Annotated in this window: 11 protein-coding genes; 1 reads left to right on the forward strand and 10 read right to left on the reverse strand. The window is 53.5% G+C overall.

Going from position 1 to position 19,643, the window contains the following annotated elements; genetic code table 11:
* Positions 1 to 437 (forward strand): ABC transporter ATP-binding protein (locus WCO56_15550; GenBank protein MEI7730990.1); only part of this gene is annotated, 437 nt, incomplete at its 5' end.
* An 87-nt stretch (positions 438 to 524) separates the two neighbouring features.
* Here the strand turns inward: WCO56_15550 and WCO56_15555 are convergent.
* The 10 genes from WCO56_15555 to WCO56_15600 all read right to left on the reverse strand — a co-directional run bounded on the left by WCO56_15555 (position 525) and on the right by WCO56_15600 (position 19,585).
* Entirely contained in the window at positions 525 to 1,388 is an 864-nt protein-coding gene (locus WCO56_15555; GenBank protein ID MEI7730991.1) for a nuclease-related domain-containing protein, read from the reverse strand.
* A 50-nt stretch (positions 1,389 to 1,438) separates the two neighbouring features.
* Positions 1,439 to 2,197 (reverse strand): ImmA/IrrE family metallo-endopeptidase, encoded by a 759-nt coding sequence (locus WCO56_15560; protein ID MEI7730992.1) that lies wholly within the window; start codon positions 2,195 to 2,197, stop codon positions 1,439 to 1,441.
* Between the two features lie 21 nt (positions 2,198 to 2,218).
* A complete protein-coding gene (locus tag WCO56_15565; GenBank protein ID MEI7730993.1) occupies positions 2,219 to 7,507 on the reverse strand; it encodes a DEAD/DEAH box helicase in 5,289 nt (1,762 codons plus the stop codon).
* 27 nt (positions 7,508 to 7,534) lie between these two features.
* Entirely contained in the window at positions 7,535 to 9,805 is a 2,271-nt protein-coding gene (locus tag WCO56_15570) for a P-loop NTPase fold protein (GenBank protein ID MEI7730994.1), read from the reverse strand.
* Positions 9,806 to 9,942: 137 nt separating this feature from the next.
* Positions 9,943 to 11,478, reverse strand: a complete 1,536-nt coding sequence (locus WCO56_15575; GenBank protein MEI7730995.1) for a hypothetical protein — start codon at positions 11,476 to 11,478, stop codon at positions 9,943 to 9,945.
* Entirely contained in the window at positions 11,468 to 11,689 is a 222-nt protein-coding gene (locus tag WCO56_15580; GenBank protein ID MEI7730996.1) for a hypothetical protein, read from the reverse strand. The genes WCO56_15575 and WCO56_15580 overlap by 11 nt, the downstream gene beginning before the upstream one ends.
* On the reverse strand, positions 11,686 to 14,079 hold the full coding sequence (locus tag WCO56_15585; GenBank protein ID MEI7730997.1) for a hypothetical protein: 2,394 nt from the start codon (positions 14,077 to 14,079) through the stop codon (positions 11,686 to 11,688). The genes WCO56_15580 and WCO56_15585 overlap by 4 nt, the downstream gene beginning before the upstream one ends.
* A 29-nt stretch (positions 14,080 to 14,108) precedes the next feature.
* Positions 14,109 to 15,407, reverse strand: coding sequence for a toll/interleukin-1 receptor domain-containing protein (locus WCO56_15590; protein MEI7730998.1), 1,299 nt, complete (start codon positions 15,405 to 15,407; stop codon positions 14,109 to 14,111).
* 28 nt (positions 15,408 to 15,435) lie between these two features.
* Positions 15,436 to 16,869, reverse strand: a complete 1,434-nt coding sequence (locus WCO56_15595; protein MEI7730999.1) for a toll/interleukin-1 receptor domain-containing protein — start codon at positions 16,867 to 16,869, stop codon at positions 15,436 to 15,438.
* A 202-nt stretch (positions 16,870 to 17,071) separates the two neighbouring features.
* Positions 17,072 to 19,585 (reverse strand): hypothetical protein, encoded by a 2,514-nt coding sequence (locus WCO56_15600; protein MEI7731000.1) that lies wholly within the window; start codon positions 19,583 to 19,585, stop codon positions 17,072 to 17,074.
* Positions 19,586 to 19,643 lie beyond the last annotated feature (58 nt).

The following is a 19,643-nucleotide window of genomic DNA, read 5'->3' on the forward strand; positions in this document are numbered from 1 at the left end:
AGTGGCTGGTTTTGATCTGCCCATTAATGGCTGGTTTTGATCTGCCCGGTGACAACCCTTATGAATTTGACGGCGTTGATCTTGGCGTGAATATATCGTTGCACCGGAAGACCGGTGTAAAATCACTCGTATCCGAAATCAGTACCGGTCAGCGAGCAGCGCTTGCACTTTCAATATTTCTCAGCTTGAATGGTGGTGTTGTTGCTCGTGCACCATGGATTCTTTTCGATGATCCAGTTGCTCATGTTGATGATGTCAATCTTCTCTCGTTTCTTGATATGTTGAGGGATTTGGCATTGCTCGGTAACCGGCAAGTGTTTTTTGCTACCGCAAACGCAAGAATAGCCGATCTTTTTGTACGGAAGTTCGATTGCTTTGGACCCAATTTCAAACAAATCTTGCTTGAGCGATCGATGGGGGCGATCAGACATATATAACGGGATTGCTTGGCAAATCCACCTTTTTGAGATTACCAAGGTTTTGCTTACGAAACTTTAATGACAGGTTTTGGAAGTCAAAATCGGCTAAAATTCTACGTCGCGACATTTCTGGTCGAGTTGATGGACGATGCGCTGGATTTTCTGTGAGGACAGGATGGTGCCGCTACGGTTCAGAATGAATCCGCGAATTTCCTTATGGTTCAATACCGGGATACCGTCTTTGGATTTGCGCTCAATCCACCAGCCGGGGATGGTCAGGATGGGAGTGACGGAAACCGACTCGCCAATGGCACTGCTTAGTTGACCACTCAACCAACTGGCGTTGATGCGCGTCTGCTCCAGCATCTTCAATTCCCTACCACCGGGAAAGTTCAGGGATTGGCCGTCATAGGTGACGACATGGTTGTTGAAGCCGGGTGGCAGTTCACCTTTGCGGCGAGCCTTGGTTTCAATGGCAAAGACCCCGGTGGATGAAACAACAATGTGGTCAATGTTCCATTTGGGATCTGCCGGGTAATCGTGGAAGACCTGGCAACCATCGAGCATAAGCTTATTCAGGGCTTCGCCTACGAAACGTTCGCCACTAAAACCGAGGTTGTAATTGCGGTAATCCATCACCGATCTATAAACGCGGCGACCAAGGAAGATAAGTACGCCTGCGCACAAAATTCCAAAAAGAAGGGTAACAAGCATTCCAGTAGAAGTAGTCGCCGCTGACCAAGTCTTGACGATGGCTGAGAATATACATGACACCATAGCGAAGTAAGCCAAGGCCACGATCATTGTCTCATTCAATTCATCCAGCCGGTTGCGCAAACTTTCTCCCGGAGGGCGCAGCATTTTCTCAGAGACGGGTGGGCGTTTGCCCTGTTTATGCAGCAAAAAGAACCGTGTGAAAAAGAGCAACAGGATCGCCAAGGGTAAAAATTGGATAAACAGGTCGAACATAGATAGAGTGAATTTTTTGGGATAGTGAATACCGAAAAGCCAAATGAAGGTTAAAACGGCGGGTCGTTTGAGCAGAGGCTTTGACTTACGGACCGGCCTTTGTGCGAAGTCTCATCGTTGAGCAGGTTAAATGTGTTGAGTCGCACTCGAATAGAGGTTAGCGAGACGCCGTAGATGTTGGCAAGACTGCCACTGACAAGTTGAAAATCACGGCGGCTATAATCTGCGTCTGAAATCCACACCTTGCCGACATTACGCGTGATTCCGTAGAAAAGCTGGGTTTCAACCAAAGCTTTTAGAAAAGTTGCTCGTGGAAGAACAAGTGAGGCGGCAAAGACATTAGCCTGCCATTCCAACCAGTCCTGAGGAGTCCGTTCATCAAGGCGGCAAAGGGTCTCCTCGTCATCTTGCAAAGTCTCCTGCTCCTGGCGGGGTTGTGCAAATCTCCAGTTTTTATAATTCCACCTATGAAGAATCCAGTGGCCAATCTCATGAGCGGCCGTAAACCGCATTTGAACTTTTCTTTCCCCAGCCAACAGATTATCGAGGCTAAGGAGCTTGCGTGAGAAATTTACCAACCCAAGAATCTTGGCACCATTTTTATAGCCAAGATCCAATATGGAGCTTTGCAGACCAGTCGTTTTGCCGAGTTCTTGGATTATTTCGAGGACTGGAGTTTGGACTGGCACACGGAGTGCTTTCGGACAATATTTATCCAGGACTTCGGTTGCAATATCCTCAATCTGCCGGGCTTTAAGAATGGGGATTCCATCTTCACTATATCTGAGTTGGTTAGGACTGAAGGCCATATGGTTCGGACTTATGGTTTCTCACCGGTTCATGAGTTCGCGGACCAGGTCAGCACCACGAGCAAGATCGGCAGCGCGCAGTTCTACGACATTCCAGTGCAATGGACCTTCCCGAAGGCGATTGCGGATGATGCGATCCCGACGAAGACGCGCACCCGTGTGAAACGCGGCGCCGTCCACGTAAATCGCAAGCCGCCGGGCGGATACCGCAAAGTCGGCGATAGAAATAGGCGGAAGCCCTTCGGCAGGGGCCACAGATACTTGGCGTTCGGGGTGGAAACCATGCTGCTCAAACAGGCGGAGAAACCGTAACTCAAGTGGGGAACCAACACCCGCCGCGAAGGCTTCGAGCCAGGGACGAGGGTCGTTACTATCCCCGCGTTCGAGCGGCAATGGTTGCGGCGCACTGGCGGCCAACTGGTCCAGATCACCAATAATGGCGGGCCATCGCAATTGGTCGTGATAGCGTTGATTCTGATAGGACTTCAGACAACGGTAACAAGCGGTTTCACAGTTTGGGTGATTCAAATGCTCCAACGCTCGTTGGGCGATCAGATGAAATTCCCTGGCCATGCGGGCAATGTACCCGCTGCCGCCGACGCTGGGATCCACAAAGGTGAGGGATACCCGCTGGAAGGCACCGGCCTCAGCAGATTCCTGCCAAGGTCCCTCCGGTTCGAATTCAATTTCGCTGCCATCCAAAAGCAGGTGATGGCGGATGCCAATACGCAGCGCGGCTCCCAACGAATGCGTCCACTCTTCCAACGCGTTAGCGTCAAATCCCTCTGGAATGAAAGCAACCAACCTCAGTACTTCGGCTTCCAGGCTGGTGACTATGCCGCTGGGCTGGGCAGGCTGCCCAGCGCGGGCGCAGGACTGGGAATGGCCATAAGGGTCGATGGCATTGCCAGTGCGGGCGCGCCGCCGGGGGCCAGCATCCTCGGGAGGCGGAGCGATCAGCGTGTGGCCGCAGGTACTGCACAGGCAGAAGCCACGGGCATTCTGATGCAGCACCAAACCGCGCTCGCGTTCGGCTTCGGTAGGTTCCAGGCCTTCGTTAAGCCAGCGCACTTCCTCATTGCGGCTGAGCTGGAGCTGCCAACCGGGACCAACGGACCAACGCTCAAACACTTCGCCATTCCATTGGGGGAAGAAAGCGACCAGGTTGCGGGCGCCTATCCGGTCCTCTTCATCAAGGACGGGCGCTTCATTGCGCTGGGCGACAAAGCCGCCGTATTCAAAGGCCGGGTAGGCGGGACCGGGCTCGGCCAATTGACAGCGGGGACATCGGGCGTGGTCGGCGGCATACCGGAGGCCACAACGGCGGCAGAGCCGGTAATTCCAAGGGGTATCGCTGCGGGGATTCCACGGAGAACTGGTATCCAAACCGATGACTTTCCAGCGGCGAGCCCGGGCATAGACGGGGGCGGCGGGCATGTACTGGTAGATGCCAAATCGGCGGGCCACGGAGACCAGATTTTCCTCATTCGGATCCCCCAGCAGCCGGAGGGAGGCCGGTTCGGAGGGGAATTCGTAGCCGGGCAGGATGCCAAATTCGGCGAATCGGCGCGGGGGATAGCCGGCAGACGCGTCATCGGCTTCCGGACGGTCATCTCGCCGGGCGACGGGCACACCCAGGAGGCGAGCTACCAGATCAGCGGCGCGCACCCCGGATTGCCGGCCCTGGAGGGTGGCGTAAAAACGTTCGAGCGCGGCTCGGAGTTCCTGCACCTGGCGGGCGGTGCGCTGCACGACGTCGTTGATGCGGTTGGGGAGTGAGGCGAGGTGCGCCTGCAAGGCGGCGTCATCCAGGCCACAGGCGCGCAGGATATCCTCCCCCCAGGCGAGGCGAGCCAGTTGCAAGGCGTAATCGCCCTGGGCTTGGACGGCGGCAATCAAGGCGTTGACGGGCTCGGATTTGATTTCGCCCTGTTCGCTGACGTATTCGACCATGCGACCGGCGAGGCCGGGATTGGCGGCACCGAAGGCAATGGCGGCCAGGTGGCGGAGGATGACATCACGGTTGCCGAGCGAAATGGCGGGGGCGGGAATCTCGCCAGAGATCATTTCCTCGGGGTGATCGAAGAAATACTGGTCATGCGGATTGCTGCGCGCATAACCGACCACAAGGCCGACCCGGGTGCGGCGACCGGCGCGGCCCCCGCGCTGGGCGTAGTTGTCGGGCCGGGGCGGGACGTTGCGGAGCATCACCGCATCCAAGCCGCCGACGTCAATGCCCATTTCCATAGTGGGCGAGCAGGCGAGGACGTTGAGCGGTGCCTCGGCGGCGGAAGCTTTAAAACGATTCTCCAAATCCACGCGGCGTTCATTGGTCACCTGGGCGGTATGTTCGTCGGCAATCAGAGGCCGGAAGGTGGGCTGGCGCATGCGGCGGACGGTCCGATGCTGCTCGACCTCGGCATCGGGCCACAGGGAGGCGACGCCATGACAACGCGGGCATGGGGCACCAGCATAAGCTCCGGCCAAGGGCCACGAACAAATATTGCAGCGGAGGCGGTCCGCACCAGTGAAAAGGCGGAGGCGCAGGACTTCGGCGTTCAACTGGCACACCCGGGCGCTTTGGCGATGGCCCTGAACGTCGGACGTGGTGGTAAAACTACCGCGCTGGAGGAATTGCAGGAGGGCGAGGCCGTCGTTGGCATCGGGCTGGGGAGCGCCGAAGCGGTGCAAAAGGTGTTCGACCAGGCGCTGGAAACTCGGGGCGCGCCCGCCGGTGCCGGGGGCGCGCCAGGCATTTCGGATGGTAATGCCAAAGGGGGCCCCGGCATTATCGGCATACGGGAGCGGGCGGCCCTGGGGATCCACGGGCATGCCTTTGGGCTGGGCGACCTTGCGCTCCCAATCGGCCCGCGCAATGTAATCAGGACAGGCGGGGTTGCGCGGATGGTAGCGCATCATTTCGCGCGAGAGCATGCTGCGCACGCGGAGTTCATCGAGAAAACAACGGCAGAGATGGGTTAATTGGGCCTGGGTGATGCCCCAGTGGGCGCACAGGTCCCCGCCACGACTACGGACCTCCTCCTCCAAACCATCGTAGGCAATCGAAAGCACGCCGAGATTGATGAGAGTGCCGCGAAAGAAAGGAGTGACGGCGATTTCATCCAGCAACGGGGCCTCCTCCCAGGCGCGGACGCGGAGGCGCTCATCCTCGGTGAGGCGGCGTTCGGGATCGTCGGGGCCGTTGGGATTGTCGCCCGCCTGAACGCCAAGGTCCCCCAGCAGTTCGACAGCGCGTTGCAGGGAGAGGCGGGGGTTCGATTGCAAGATTTGGAAGAGGCGCCGCCGCATGCGGTCATAGCGGCTTGCGAAAATGATGAACCGGGCCTGGTGGGCGGCATCTTGGCGGCTGTCGCTGAAGATGAGCAATCGTTCCTTGCCATCGTGGCCCTCGCGGTCGGCGTTGGCGTCGGCCAGGGCTTCGACGAGGCCTTCGCCCAACACCTTGACGGCAGCGGAGGTGCCAAGGGCAACAGGGGTGATCACGTTGCGGGTGCCGGCGGTGCCGCCGCAGCAAAGGCAACGGCTCCGGCCGTGAACGAGGCGGACCTGGAAGGGAAAATCCGAGGCCGTCAGACTGAAATTCAGAGTGTGGGGATCAAACGAACCCGAATGTACGGGATGCCCGCGGACCTGGGCAATGCGGGCGCGAGTGCCCCGGCGGGGAACGCGTGGCTCGCCGTCTTCCTCCTCCGGGTCTTCCTCGGGCTGGATGTCCATTTCCTGCCGGGCCACGTCGTAAATCATCCATTCCTCGTCGGCAGAGTCGGCTGAGTAAGGCTGCATTTGCCCGGCCACCGGGTCGCCGCTGAGGCGAAGATAATCCGCACCACAGTTGCGGCAGAGGAACAATGGGGCGGTCTGGCGACCGCAATCGCAGACAGGCTGGCCCATGGGGTAGATGCGACCGCAGCCGCGATCGAGACAACGCACGAACTTCCAACCACCGCGAATGAGCCGGTGCGCGCGCAGGCGCAAACCGCCTGGGGCATCCTCCGGCAAAGCGGACCCCGCCAGCAGCACGGCCTCGACCTCGCGCCGAAGCGCGGCCCGGTCCGCTCCCCGGCGTTCGGGGATTTCGGACAGCATCAGGTCCACGATCTGGTTCAAGGACATGGGACGGGAGACAAGCCACTGGTTGAGCAGCCAAAGCAAACGGCAGTGCCGGGCGGCACGGGCAAGATCACCAGTGGGAGCAACGCCAGAAGAGGCGGACAAGGCACGCTCCACGGAAGCGAGATTGGTTACGTTCACGGGCGAGGCGGCGGGCACGGCAGGGGCAAAGCGAGATTCGGCTGGAATGATGATGTCCTCCAATACCTCCCCGACCACGCGAATGGTGGCGGGCTGAACGCCGGTTAAACGGCTGAAGAACTCCTGGACGGCGGCATCCCGGTGCTGGTTGCGCTCCCCAGCGCTGAGATTTGAGTCCGCGATACTTTTGATGGTGGCAGACGTGCCAACGTTTAGGAGCGTGGGATAGCGGGCGGCGTGCTGGTCGGCAGGGACATCGGGCGACCAATCCTGTCGGGCGCGCGCAAGGTGCGCCCGGAGGCGACGTAACAACAGGGCGATATTGCTACCGAGCACACCGCGATAGGTATGCACTTCATCCATTACAAGGAACCTGCAACGGTGATTGGCAAAGAGATCATCGCGGTCTTTGGGGCGGATGAGCAAATACTCCAACATCATGTAGTTGGTCAGCAGGATGCGCGGAGGGTTGTTGCGCATGCGCTCACGCTCAGCTTGGTTGGTGCCACGATCGTATTTGCGAACGTCAACCAGATCCGCCACACCGGCAGCTTCCAAGTATTCTTTAATGCGCTTTTCCTGGTCATTGGCCAGGGCGTTCATCGGATAGACCAGAATAGCCGTCAGACCGGTCCGCCGGAACTGATGCGCATCGGCGATGGCGTTCTGAATGACCGGAAGCAGGAAACACTCGGTTTTACCGGAGCCGGTGCCGGTGGTCACGACAAGAGGGGACGCTGCCGGGCCGTGCAAGTGGATGATGGCCTCGGACTGATGCAGGTAGGCGGTTTCAGAGCGCGAGCGGACGGCCATGGCGCGGGCCAGCGCGGGGTCCAAGGGCAGGCGGCTCCATGGTTCTCCAGCACGGAACGGGCGATGGGCCTGGTAAAAAGGTTCCTGGGCAAGGAAAAGCGGACGGTCAAGTTCGGCTTCCAAGGCCAGCCGGAGGGAACGGTCGCGGGCGCGGAACTCAGACCGGAGATAATCGCGATACTCATCAATGACGTGGTCGAGGGTGAGGATGGGGTTCAGGCTCATGGCAACTAAGGTATGGTTATAATTCGTTCAGAATGAATACCTTGCAACGAGAGGCACCCAGGTGCCAAGCAATTTCTGTTCTGGTTTAGCCCAATCCTGAAGGTCCACTTGATTAAGTCCGTGGGCTAATTCGTTCCATTCTTCCAATGTGGTTGTATCTTCATACTTCGCTGAAAGAGCCTTCAAGTCTCCTTCTGATAATTGCCACTGAGAAGGCGAAGTCTCTAACAACCAAAGCAGCCATGGCCTAGCCAGTGCGGGAAAAGCTGAGCTTACAGCAAGTAACAGCATGGGGCAGCGATAAACTCCTGCAACATCTTCCGTCCCAAGGAAATTCGTCCATTCAATTTCACGCACACCCACGCGAATCAGACAATAGGTATTGGCTAGGCGCTTAACGGCTCGCGGGGTTTGGAAAAATGGTTGGAACCGGTGCATTTCGGAAATTTCTTTTTCAGATAAAACCAAACGTTTAGGATCCGATACCATATTGTCTGGTTTATCGGGTGTTCTTTTAATGTCCTCTATTGGTTTTAAAGGTGTTGACTCCAAAGTGGACGAGGTCTTGGGAAGAGTATTTTCGGTGAGCACGGGAGCGGGTTTAATTTGCTGGTGATCCGATTCATTTGCCGTGTTAGACGTGGTGGAACCCGTCCCGACTTGTGGCGCTGGCGGGAATACAGTATTGGTCCCTAGAGCAACAGGTTCAATTTCTGATGGTGTGCCTGGTTTTTCGTAATTAGTTACGGAAAGAGTTGCCTTGGAGCGCAATAAATTATTAATGAGGGTATCAAATCCATCTTTTTCGAGCCGCGGTAAATAGAACGGTACCTGGAAAATCTTTTCCAGGTAGTCGTGGGGTGTGGCGGGTCTACCAACCCGTCGATGATCTTGAGAGCCATTGGTCGCACCTCCCAATAAACGCGGATATTTATCCAACAAACTCTGCCGTAACCACCTTGGATCAACAGCCACAACCACCGCAAACAATGGAAATGCCAGAAGAAGATGCACAGCCTCTAATACCTCGATTACTCGCTCGGTCTGGCAGCGATCCAAATCATCAATATAAAGAACTATACGATCAATCTGTGGATAAAGATTGCTTTCTTGAGAGGGAAGCGCTCCCGAATCACTCCTTGAGGAGAGCAGTAAATTGCTTAGTTGCTCGAAGTCCTTCCTTATGAGGCTTACCAGTTCCAGATGCCGCCGGTAATCGTCGGCCGAGGCGCGCGCCTTCAAAAAGCGCATCAACTGACGCCCCGGTGCCAGGTCTGCCAACTCGGCGTTAATGGACTTAATCTTTTCCTCAGCTTCACTGAGGACATGCTGGGCAATTTCTTCTTCGTTTTTCCGGGAGGCTAGCAACTTTCGTTCCCCTTGTGCTTCATCCCGAGTTTCGCGATCGTTGCGTATTTTTTTAACTTCCGTATAAGCTTTCTCCAACTGGCATACTAACGAATTACCGGTTTTCACTTGAGCGGAAAGCCATGCTGAAAACAATCCAATGGCAGTTCCTGCTTGGACGACTGTTTTTCCAGCGCCATCAAGTAAATCCTTAATAGGCTGCCAGCCATGTATTGAAAGCCATCCAATTCCAATGGGTGCGGTTATGGCTACAACCAAAAGCATATAACGCCTCCAACATTTTGGCCCCGTTAGCACTGCCCAGGTTATGGTTTGAATTCGTCCTTGCAATGATTTCAATTCGGTCACCCGCTTTTCAAGTTCATCAAAGGATGTTTTCAGTTTTGGTAACCCAAGAGAATCTGCCATATCTTGTAACTGCTTATGCAGTGTGGCATCCTTCGTTATTAAAATCCCAAGATCGTCCAGCAACTCTCGTACTTTATTCTCTTGCTTGACCCTTTGCATGGTCGCTTCGCGCAATTCGTCCTCCGCCTTGACCCGGGCAGCTTTAGCTCTTTCAAGGGCTTCTCTAGCTTCGGCTGCTAAAGCACTTTGGTTGGTCAGATCTTCCCTTAACTTTGCGACCCTGGCTTTTGAAGCCTCACCCTTGTCCTTTTCCAAATGTTGAAAAAGCTGATCGAATATCTCACACACCAAATTCGCCCATAGATTCGTATCTAAATAATGCCAGGCATTAAACCGTATTTGCACAATCCGGGAGTAAAAAACCTCACCGGGATGTTTTGACAAATCGTCAAGCCTTTCGTCGAGCAAATCAATGAAATGGGTTTTACCAGCACCCCACGCGCCGAATAATCCTATTGAAAGGGGCATGTAGGTGTCCTTGGCCGCAATGAGCTGTGCAAGGTGTTGCGCATAGACCCTCACACCAAGGGAATCATCCAGGGGTAAACCTGGTACACGCGGCCCATATACGGTGCGATCCGGAATAAATGCCGCAAAAGTGCTTTCGTAATTATTTTGCGGAGTATTAGGTTGCGGCCGATGGCTGTGCAGATATCGGGTTACACTTTCGGCAATTTCGTGAAAAGCTTCATCCTGACGCGCAACTTCAAGTGCGCGGTCAACTTCGACTGGATTGAACGGACCAGTAAATAGGAAAATTTCCGAGCTGCATTGTCGTTTGAATCCCTGGCGACCTCAAGTAACAGTCGAATTACTTTTTCCAGTCCGATCGAGCCAGTGAGTATTCTTGTGGCATCATGGGCTATGCGGGGCTGACATAGCGCATACAGAACGTCATAGGAAAGTGATTCTCCCTGCCGGGATTTATCCAGCAAAAGGCAGAGGTCCTCGATTAGCTCTGGTATGGGAATTATGCGAAGCACCCTCAGCACACTCCAAACATCTTTAAACTTTTCTGATTTTAATTGCGTTTTTAAACTTTGGAGTATATCTGAATTATCCTTTCTCGAAATTACTCTGGCTAAAGTTGCAACTTCTAAACCGGGATCGGTAATGCTTTTTTCAACTGCTCTGGATAGATACGAGACCTTTCGTTGATAAAGGCCCGCGAGTGTCCAAAACCGTACATTAACATTCGGTTCCTTTGCAACATCAAGATGGGTCAAGATAAGGTTGCGGTTCAATTCCTCCTCGGGATCAGCCCAAATAATGCAGCTAAGCATCCAGGACCGAATGGAGGGCAACAACTTCTTATCTCTTTCCGCCACCACGGTATCTGCCTCAAATTGCGGTCCAAAACGATCCGTAATTTCTTGCCGCAGTCGTCCAGCTAGAACATGTTTATCATCAGTACTGTAACCTATTATATCAGTGAGTAAATCAGCTCGTTGTTTTTCATTACCATCCACCAGAACACGGACGATGCTGTCGAATCGGCTATCGACAGGGGACTCGAAACGATGAATTTCTGGTTTTATTATATCAGCACCAAGAGAGAAATGAAGTTTGAGAAGGCGAACAATGTCACTCGCCACAGCTGGCATTTCGTTTTTCAAACTTTCGTAATCTTCCCGAGTAATGCCTGCAATTGGGTTAACACCCCAATTCTCCAAAATACGCGAATAAAACTTATTAGCATCTTTATGCCCGCTAGCGCTTGTGCCGGCAACAGGGAGGACTGGCTTTCTTAATCGCAATGCCATTTCCCCGGTCTTCAAGGTGCCACCCAAACCACCAAGCAAAACGACCGCGTCAGCCTTCTCAATTGACATTTGCCAGGCTTCGCCGTCTGTAGGCGCAGTAACATGCTGACCACCATGAAACTCCGGGGCGTCTCCTTCTTTCATGCATTGGATAAGCCGGGAGGAAAGCGGCGTATCTGCTTTTAGCTTTTCTGCAAAAGCTTTCGCTACAAAATAATCCACCCCAGGCCATCCACCAGTTACCAGTCCAAAGTCGGCTTCAGCTAACTCTTGGCCGAACTGCTCACATGTTTTCACGAGTTTATCCGATAATCGTCTGCCAGAGCCGGCGACTAATATCCATCGGCGAACGTTGGAAATGCCTAAGGCCCCAGGCGGTGGAAGATTTGCGACTTTAGGTTTTTCCTCCGGATTCATATCGTTAGAATTCATGCCTTGTTCCTTTCTTTCGCTTGTCCCAGTAGGGGGCGTGCTTTTTGGTGAACGCGGTAAGCCCGATGGATTGTAACTCGTCGAAGGTGGTGAGGCATTGGCGTGGAGCGTCTTTGTAGCTGGAGTGACTTAAGGCGTGCGCGTATTGGTCGCCCGTGTTGGGACGAGCCGCAATTGTGCTGCCTTGGGCGATGATGGGACTAAGGCTCATAGGTGCGTACGGAAAATGATCTTTTTCGCGGCGGCAAGTTCTTTATCGCGGCGGTGATAGCCGCAATCGTGGATGAGTTTCTCGGCGGTAGCGAGGTCAGTCTGTGGGTTCTCCCAGGGATACGCTTTCTCGCTGAAAAACAGATGCGCACGGCTTATGTGAATGTCGGCCAAGTGCAGGCGCATGCGACTTGGGGCGGCGATTTCCCAGGCTTTGTTTAACGCCATCGCAGCAGCATCCATAGTACGCACAAAGCAATAACATTCAGCCAGCGCCAAATAAACACGAGGTTGTTCAAGTAAAATCCCAGCACCCTGTTGAAAACAACCGAGAGCGTTTTGTAACATTTGAATCGCGCGCTCAACTTGCTTGGGCTTATTACTTAACCGCCCTTGTGCAAATAAAGCCCTTCCAAGACACCAGTTTAGCATTCCACAGTAAATATTTTCACGCTCGGGTGGCTTTCGCAGAATGTTAAGCATTGTTTCCGCCTCACGTTGTATTTCCGCGTATTTCTTTTTTGTCTCAAGAAACATGCACCAACGAATCACCGAGGTCGCAAGTCGATTCCGATCAGAACTGTTAGCGCACTGACGACGCAACTTGTTCACCACTTTAAAATATTCCTCTGCAGTGGCCAAATCTCCCGTCTGAATAAAGAGGTGCGCGTATATTGATCTATTATTCATTCTCAAGGACTGGTCTTTGCTTTTGTCGGCATATCCAATGCCCTTCTCTGCAAACTTAAATGCTTTGGGTAATTCACCCTGAAATGAGTACACGACAGAAAGCATGCCAGCAACAATGGCGCTTTGAGAATAGTTTCGCATTTTGCTGAAAACCGAAAGTGCCGCTTCAAAACATTTACTGGCTTCTGGCAGTTTCACAAGCGCGCGAAGACAGTAGCCAGTGTTTAAGAGTACGGTGGCACGGGAGGAGTCTTGAAGGCCTGCCTTTGGAATCCAGTTTGGCCCCCACTCGTCAAAAAAGCCGCGCATCGCAGCTAAGGTCGAGGAAAAACCGCCAAGCTTTGTTGTGCTATAATAAGCTTCCCCACGTTGAATGCGCTTCAGATACAATTCTCTTAACGCCTTTTCATGACCACCTGCATGGCATGCGTGCGTCACAGCTTGGTAAAGTGGTTGCAGATCGTCGAGGGTTGGCTGTGGTTTGTCTGGCGTATTGTCCCTGAGATATTCGTAGAGTCGGTGGTGGGCCAGGCACCATGCATCTGGATACTTCGTTCGGAATTGTTCTGCGAAGAACTCGCGAATGAGCGGATGGGTGTCTAATGAGAATTGAGTTTCATCGATCTTCTGAAAGGAGATGAGGCCGAGGTCGGAGATGGCAGAAAGGGTGATATTCCAGTCGTCGTCTCCCAAGTCAATCAGGGCTTCGGTCAAGCCGAGAATTGCTGGCTCGCGACGTAACGCAGCAAGACAACCTGAATCTGCTGGGCGATCGAACAGGCCCAGCAGGCGCAATACGGCGAGCATTCGGAGACCGTCTTTACCACTCCGTTTAAACAATTTCACGTAGGATGCGATAACGCGAAAAGCATGACCGCCCTGGACTTGGCCGTCGGCCTGCCTGAACTTTATACGGTCGTGGTGACGAATATCGCCTCTGTGTGCCCGAGTAATATAAGTTCCCAACAAGTTTAGCGTAAGTGCGTGCCCGTTGACCTCGTGAACGAGCTGCATAAAGTCTTCCTTTGGTCCGTGAACACCAAGAGTTCTTAGTAGTGCGATTGCTTGGTCTGTGGAGAGTGAGGAGAGCTGTGGATAATTACCTTCTGCTTGTTCAAGCTCGCCAAGATAAGCAACGGTGTTATTCATCCATGGATCCAGATTAACGATGCCTACACGGGTCGTGACTATGCAAAGACCATGCATGGCCTGTTGAGCCAAACATCGAAGGAAAATTGGGAGCGCATCATTCTCAGGAAGCATGCCGCCCAGTGTCTGTAAAGGTTCTAGGCCATCTAACACCAAAAGGCTTGGGCGAGCAACGACATACTCAGCTAGTTTTGTCCCTTTGCTCTCGTAGGACGCCGGGCTGTTTGCGAGGTGTTTTCCGTCTTCCCCGCCAAAAAATGCAAGAGCGGCTGCGATAAATTGGTCGGAAGAACTGGCGTTATTAGTGTTTGTTCCTTGATCGTAAAAGGACCAGTCAAAGACACGCTCGCAACCTGGCCATGCGGAGGCCGCTCGACGTGCCATCCACTCGACAACGAGCGAAGTTTTTCCAGCACCACCCCATGCCACAATGGCTAGTATGTGCGTCTTGGGATCAACCCAAGCTTTATCGAGACGCTCTAGGTCGGCTTCACGACCAACGAAATGTTTCGCACCACGACGAAGGCGGGTGGGCGCAATTTGAGGGCTCATCGGTGGAGCGCTGGAGGAAACCGATGAGCCTACTGAGGGTTTACCAAATCGCTGCGGTCGGCGCAGATGCCGGCGATGACTTCGCCTAGTTTTGCTCGTTTGTTAGCGCGGTCGAGCAGTTCGATAACGCAGTCCACGAGAGGCCGTTGGGCCATGTCGTCTTCCATTTTGGTCTGAAAAAGATCAAACCAAATCGTGGCGATTTCAGTCCGACTCATCCGCTTTGTGATACGGCGTCGGAGTTCGCCCAGGGAAAGCGCAGCTAGCGTGGGGGCGCAGGGAACTGCTCCTGGGGGGAGCGTAGTGGATGTCGTCGTGGTCGTTGTCGTGGTGCCAAGACCAGCGGCGCTTTCGCCCTCCTGCTGGAGAACGGACAGTAACTTCCCAAGTCCGGCGGCGAAGTCCGTACGAAAATCGGCGTAGAGCCGGTCGCGAAGCAAGGTGGGAATGTCGCAGTCCTCAATTAGGACTGGGAGGACGGCGACGCCCTGGTTGGATATCTGCGCTATAAGGGCCGAGTTCAGTTCGACCTGTACCCACGGCGAAGTGACCGATGCCTTGGAGAGGACAATAACAAAATAGTCAGAATCCCTTAGGCCGCCAGAGATTTTGGAGACGATTGAATCGCCAATTTGGATTTCCTGCTCGTCGAGCCAAACGCTCAGTTTGTGCTTTTTTAGTTCGGCGACCAGTTTACGAACAAAGGGTTTATCCTTGCTTGAGTGGCTGATGAAGACACGCGGTTGGGTGGTTGCTTTCATAAATTGATGTCGTTGCCTACCGGGCAGATCATCCTCGATTCGAATGAACTTGTTCTCGGGGAGATTCTCTTGGGAACAAATCTGGTTCAGTTGGACAAGTTTCGCATAAGGATCACCGGCGAATTTCCTCAATGTACACGCCACAGTTGTTCGCCCGCAGTTGTCTCCCTTCAATATCCAATAAAGAGCCAATCGTCCGTGAAAGAGTTTTGCTCTAGCTGGCACGAGTGAGGGATCGCGGATTGTATAACTGGTGGGAAGGATGAGCACGAACATGATCCAAGGGATTCCGTGATTCAGTCCTTCGGACCAGCGATAACGGAGTTTGCCTAAATCATCCGGCACAGCATCGTGCGCAACGTGAAGTCGGCTAACGTGTTCGGCCTGGAAAACGTAGGCCACACCTCCACCAACGGGTTGGAAGTTTTCGGGCTGTTGTTCTGGCTCCCACGCGACACGTAGGCGTTCCCCTATGGGGACCTCGATGTAGTAAAGGTCACCTTTCAGTTTGCCATCTGCAAATCGGGAATCGAAAATTACAAGTTCTGGAGGGTGTTCGGGAGCCATAGTTAAAGCTTTTGTTAGAGGTTCAGGTTCATTTGTTTATCGCCTTTTTGATTTCTTTGCAGATTCTGACCCATGCCACATCTCGCTCGGCCTTCATCTGGGCCAGCGGTTGTTCTGGGGAACTCAAGGCTTGGTAGTCCTTGAGGGCGGTTTCCTCGTAAGCAGAGGCTCGGATAGGGATCCACAGGATGCGAACACCACCTTTTTCTGCCTGAAGCAGGAGTGGCCCGAACTCATGCTCATGGATAAAGTCAGAAGCGAGAAAATTGGGTGAGACCAGCAGTACAGCCACTTTTGTGTAGGCGATGGACTCCTGTATCTCGGCGAACCAATCGGATCCTGAGGCGATCTGCTTATCTGACCATTTGGTGAGCTTTCCGGCTCGTTCGAGTGGCTTCAGGTGTATGAGTAACTGGTCCAGGAACTTTGTGTCCTTGTGGCTGTAGCTGATAAACACGTGGTCTCGCTGAAGAACGTTTGTACCGCTGGTCGTGGCTTGTATGCGATTGGGTGGTGAACTTTCGGTTTCACAGCTACCACTTACGATGGCTGCGCGTTCAATAATCTCGTCTATTGCTGCTACAGATGCTCGTGCAACATCTGCCAGTTTCGAATAGAAAGTCGCAGGGTATCCATGCTCGTGCGGGATGACCTGTTTTGGACCGGAAGCCAGGAAATCGGGGAGACGTGGAAAGAGTCCGCCGCCCAACAGGCCGGCCGCGAAGTTGTCCACGCGGGCCTGTCGTTCCGTGTACCACGGACCGCCACGGGGACATTGCCAGGAGAGTTCAAAGATCATATCGAGCCAGAGGCCCTGGCTTGGACAGAGTCTTTGCGAAAAGCCGGTGGGCCACAGTCGCCATACTGAGGTGGCGATGGCTGGCGGGAGTTGATAAAGGATATCGCCGCCTTCGTGCACCAATTCGGCAAGCTGCGGGATAGGAACTGGGCGGATATCGTCGCCCAAAGCATAAACAGAATGATAACGATGGAGGCCAAAGCGGTATGCCACTGGCCTGCCGTCGGCGCTGAGAATTGGATTCCCCTGGACGCTGTTTATCGGGAAAGCAGCTACCAATGGGGCCCAGTCTGGCCCGAGTAACTTGGCTGGCTCTCGGGAAAGCCCAGAGCCAGCCCAGAGTAATCTGGACCGTTGCGGCATGATGGGGAGTTTGGGGAGAGCGGATCGCACCATAGGGATGCGCCACTGCAGAAGGACACACTCGACCGGGCAGAACTCATCAATGAGGCGCTCGAAGCGTGAGCGAAGCTTCGTGAGATTGTGTTCCCACTGGTGAGCAGTTTTGGCCTTTGCCGGGATGTACCACGGAAGGACTTTCGCGCCGGGTTCTTCTTGGAAAGAAGTACCTGCGGTTACATTAGTGCCATCCTCCAACTGTGGACCGCTACACCAGCCTGTGTTGGCGGCGAAACCGGGAATTGCATTATGGTCCGAGTTCATAACAGAAGGTAGATAGTCTCATGCGGTGGTCACAATGGCAATTGTTTCATTCAAAGCTCTATGTTTGATCCGCTCGCTTTCACCAAAACAAAGCGAGTCGAACCGCTGAGGGCATTGAATCGACGGAAAGAGCGGAGCTTGAATTCCAGGTGACCCCGGAACTCATCAATGATGTGATCGAGGTTGATGATGAGGGGGAGGCTCATGAGTTATTATGGATCATCTTTTTCGTCTCTTCAAGTTCTTGGGCGCGTCGGCGGTAGTTGCACTCGTTGATGATTTGTTCGGCAGCAGCGAGATCGTCCTTTGGACTGCGGTGAGTTTTACCCCGACCTTTCAAAACCAATTCCTCACTCCAAGGGTACGGTTCCACGACATGGAAAAGGCTGGCGCGAGTGAGATGGATATCGGCCATATAGAGCCGCAGAGAACTGCGTACGGCAATTAGCCATGCTTCGTCTAAGTCTTGCGAAGACAGGTGATGGTTCCCGCAACGGTGATAATACCGAGACCGTTCAATGAGTGCATTTGCAAGGTGATGCTGTTGGCCAGAAGAGCGCATCAACTCAACTGCTTTATTGAAATGTTCTCCGGCATTACTTTTCCACGATGCCGACTCCTCTCGTGCCTCTGCCAGAATCACCCGACCATTGATAAGATGGGCATGGCCAGCATCCATCCCCCAGCCAAACCGTCTGGCGTTATTCAGCATGTCGCCTGCGAGACTATCTGCCTTTGAGAGGACGTTATGATCAACTAAGAACTCAGCGTACCAGAAACCGACGATACCCAAGCGGTAGTCAAGTTGACCTCCCTCAGTTGCAACAATATTTTGCACTGTCTTGAACACAGTGTTTGCCTCTTCAGTACGCCCCTGATAGTGCAATACTTGGCCTAATCCACTGTGTTCACTCAAGCGTTGATGCAAGTCCTTGCTCAATTCGGCTAGTCTGACGCTCTCTTTTGCCCAAAATTCCGCTTCCGGCATTCCCATAAGCAAGTACATCTCCCGAAGCAGCCTTGCATTTATAGCAGCATCGACCCACTCACCTCTTTTTGTTCGTTGAGTAACCGCTTGCTTCATTGCAGCCGCTCCATCGGTCAAATGTCCCAACACAAACAAATAATGAGCAGCATCGTCCATCAACAAAGCTTTTTCTTCATCGGAGAATTCCCGTTTGGGGACAGAAGGCCATTGCTCGAAGAACAGTCGAAGACACCGCAAGTGTTCGCTCGATGCTCCCGTCGGTCTATCATGCAGCGACCGTCGTGAACGAACAATTCTCGCCCAGTAAACTTCATTGAAAGCCTCTCGATGCGCCTCTGCCTGACAACCGTGAATGACCGCACGGAAAAGTGGATCGTGTCCAGCGGTTCCATCGGGCCAATACGGCACGGAGTCCTTGAGGTGCTTGTAGAGGCGGTAGTTGCACTCACACCACAGGCTTGGCACGTTGAGTGTTTTAGAAAGTAAGTGACTCCTGCTGATCTCTTTTAATCGTTTGCCGAAATAATCACGCAGAAGCGGATGTACATCCAGTGTATGCTTAATGGGCAAGCCAAACTCGTGTAGCACTGGAAACTCCTCGGGTTCATCCCTCTGAGAATGGACGGATGGCACTTCACCTCTGGATTTCAGCCATTTCTCGGCCTGGTCCTTTGTTAAGCCCTTTACGCGCTTTTGTTCAAAAGGCAAGAGCTTGACTAACCCCGTTTCCTCTAAATCAGAAATCAAGAGGCTGAAATCAGCTTCCTCAAGTGCGGACAGCGATTCTGTCAGCCCTGAAATGGTTGGTTTGCACAGTGCTGTCAAACAGCATGGCTCTGCTGGTCGGTCAAAAAGACCCATCAACCAAAGCATCGTTATTGACCGCACTCCTCCATTATTGCTATTCGCCAGCCATTTCTCGTAAGCCGCCATAGCTTTGAAGGCATGGCCTCCCTGCACTTCAGCGTCGGCTTTTTCAAAATCAACTTGATCGCGGCGGCGAATATCACCCTGATGAGCTTTTGAAAGGTACCGTCCTAGTAGATTTAATGTGAGGGCATGACCTTTCACATCATTTACTAGTTGCTCGAACTCAGCTTTTACCCCCTTTACACCAAGGCTTTTCAGCAGCTCAGTCCCTGCCTCTATGGAAAGTCTTGAAAGCTGGGGATACTCGCCGGTTATGTCTTCGCGTTTACCATGATAGAAAATTGTTTTATCTTTCCATGGATCCAAGTCGGGTATGCCAATCCGAGTAGTTACGATACAGAGGCCATCGTTATCCTGTGCCAGTCCCCGAAGGAGGCATGTGAGCGCGTCGTCGAGAAGCTGGCCCGCCACTGGGTTAGATTTCTGCAACGGCTCCAAACCGTCAAGAACGAGGAGGCTGCGTGTCTGACGGACATACTGGGCAAGTCTGGCCCCCTTATCCCATGGGGAGGCGTTGCTATTCGCCATTTCTTTGCCATCCACACCACCAAAAAACTCGAGGGCAGCGGCGATGAACTGCTTAGAGGAGTCGGCACTCTTTTCGGTTGTTCCTTGATTATAGAATGACCAGTCGAAAACGCGTTCGAAGCCACGCCACTTGGCTTTGGCCTGACGCGCCATCCATTCTACGATGAGAGAAGTTTTTCCGACACCACCCCAAGCGACAATGACCAAGATGTGCGTCTTGGGATCAGCCCAAGCGTTGTCTAAACGCTTTAAGTCAGCTTTTCGCCCCAAAAGCTTCTCAGCTCCGTGACGGAGGCGTGTTGGCGCTACTTTGAGGTGGCCCACCGGC

It is taken from the genome of Verrucomicrobiota bacterium, from assembly GCA_037139415.1.
In the GTDB taxonomy this organism is placed as follows: domain Bacteria; phylum Verrucomicrobiota; class Verrucomicrobiia; order Limisphaerales; family Fontisphaeraceae; genus JBAXGN01.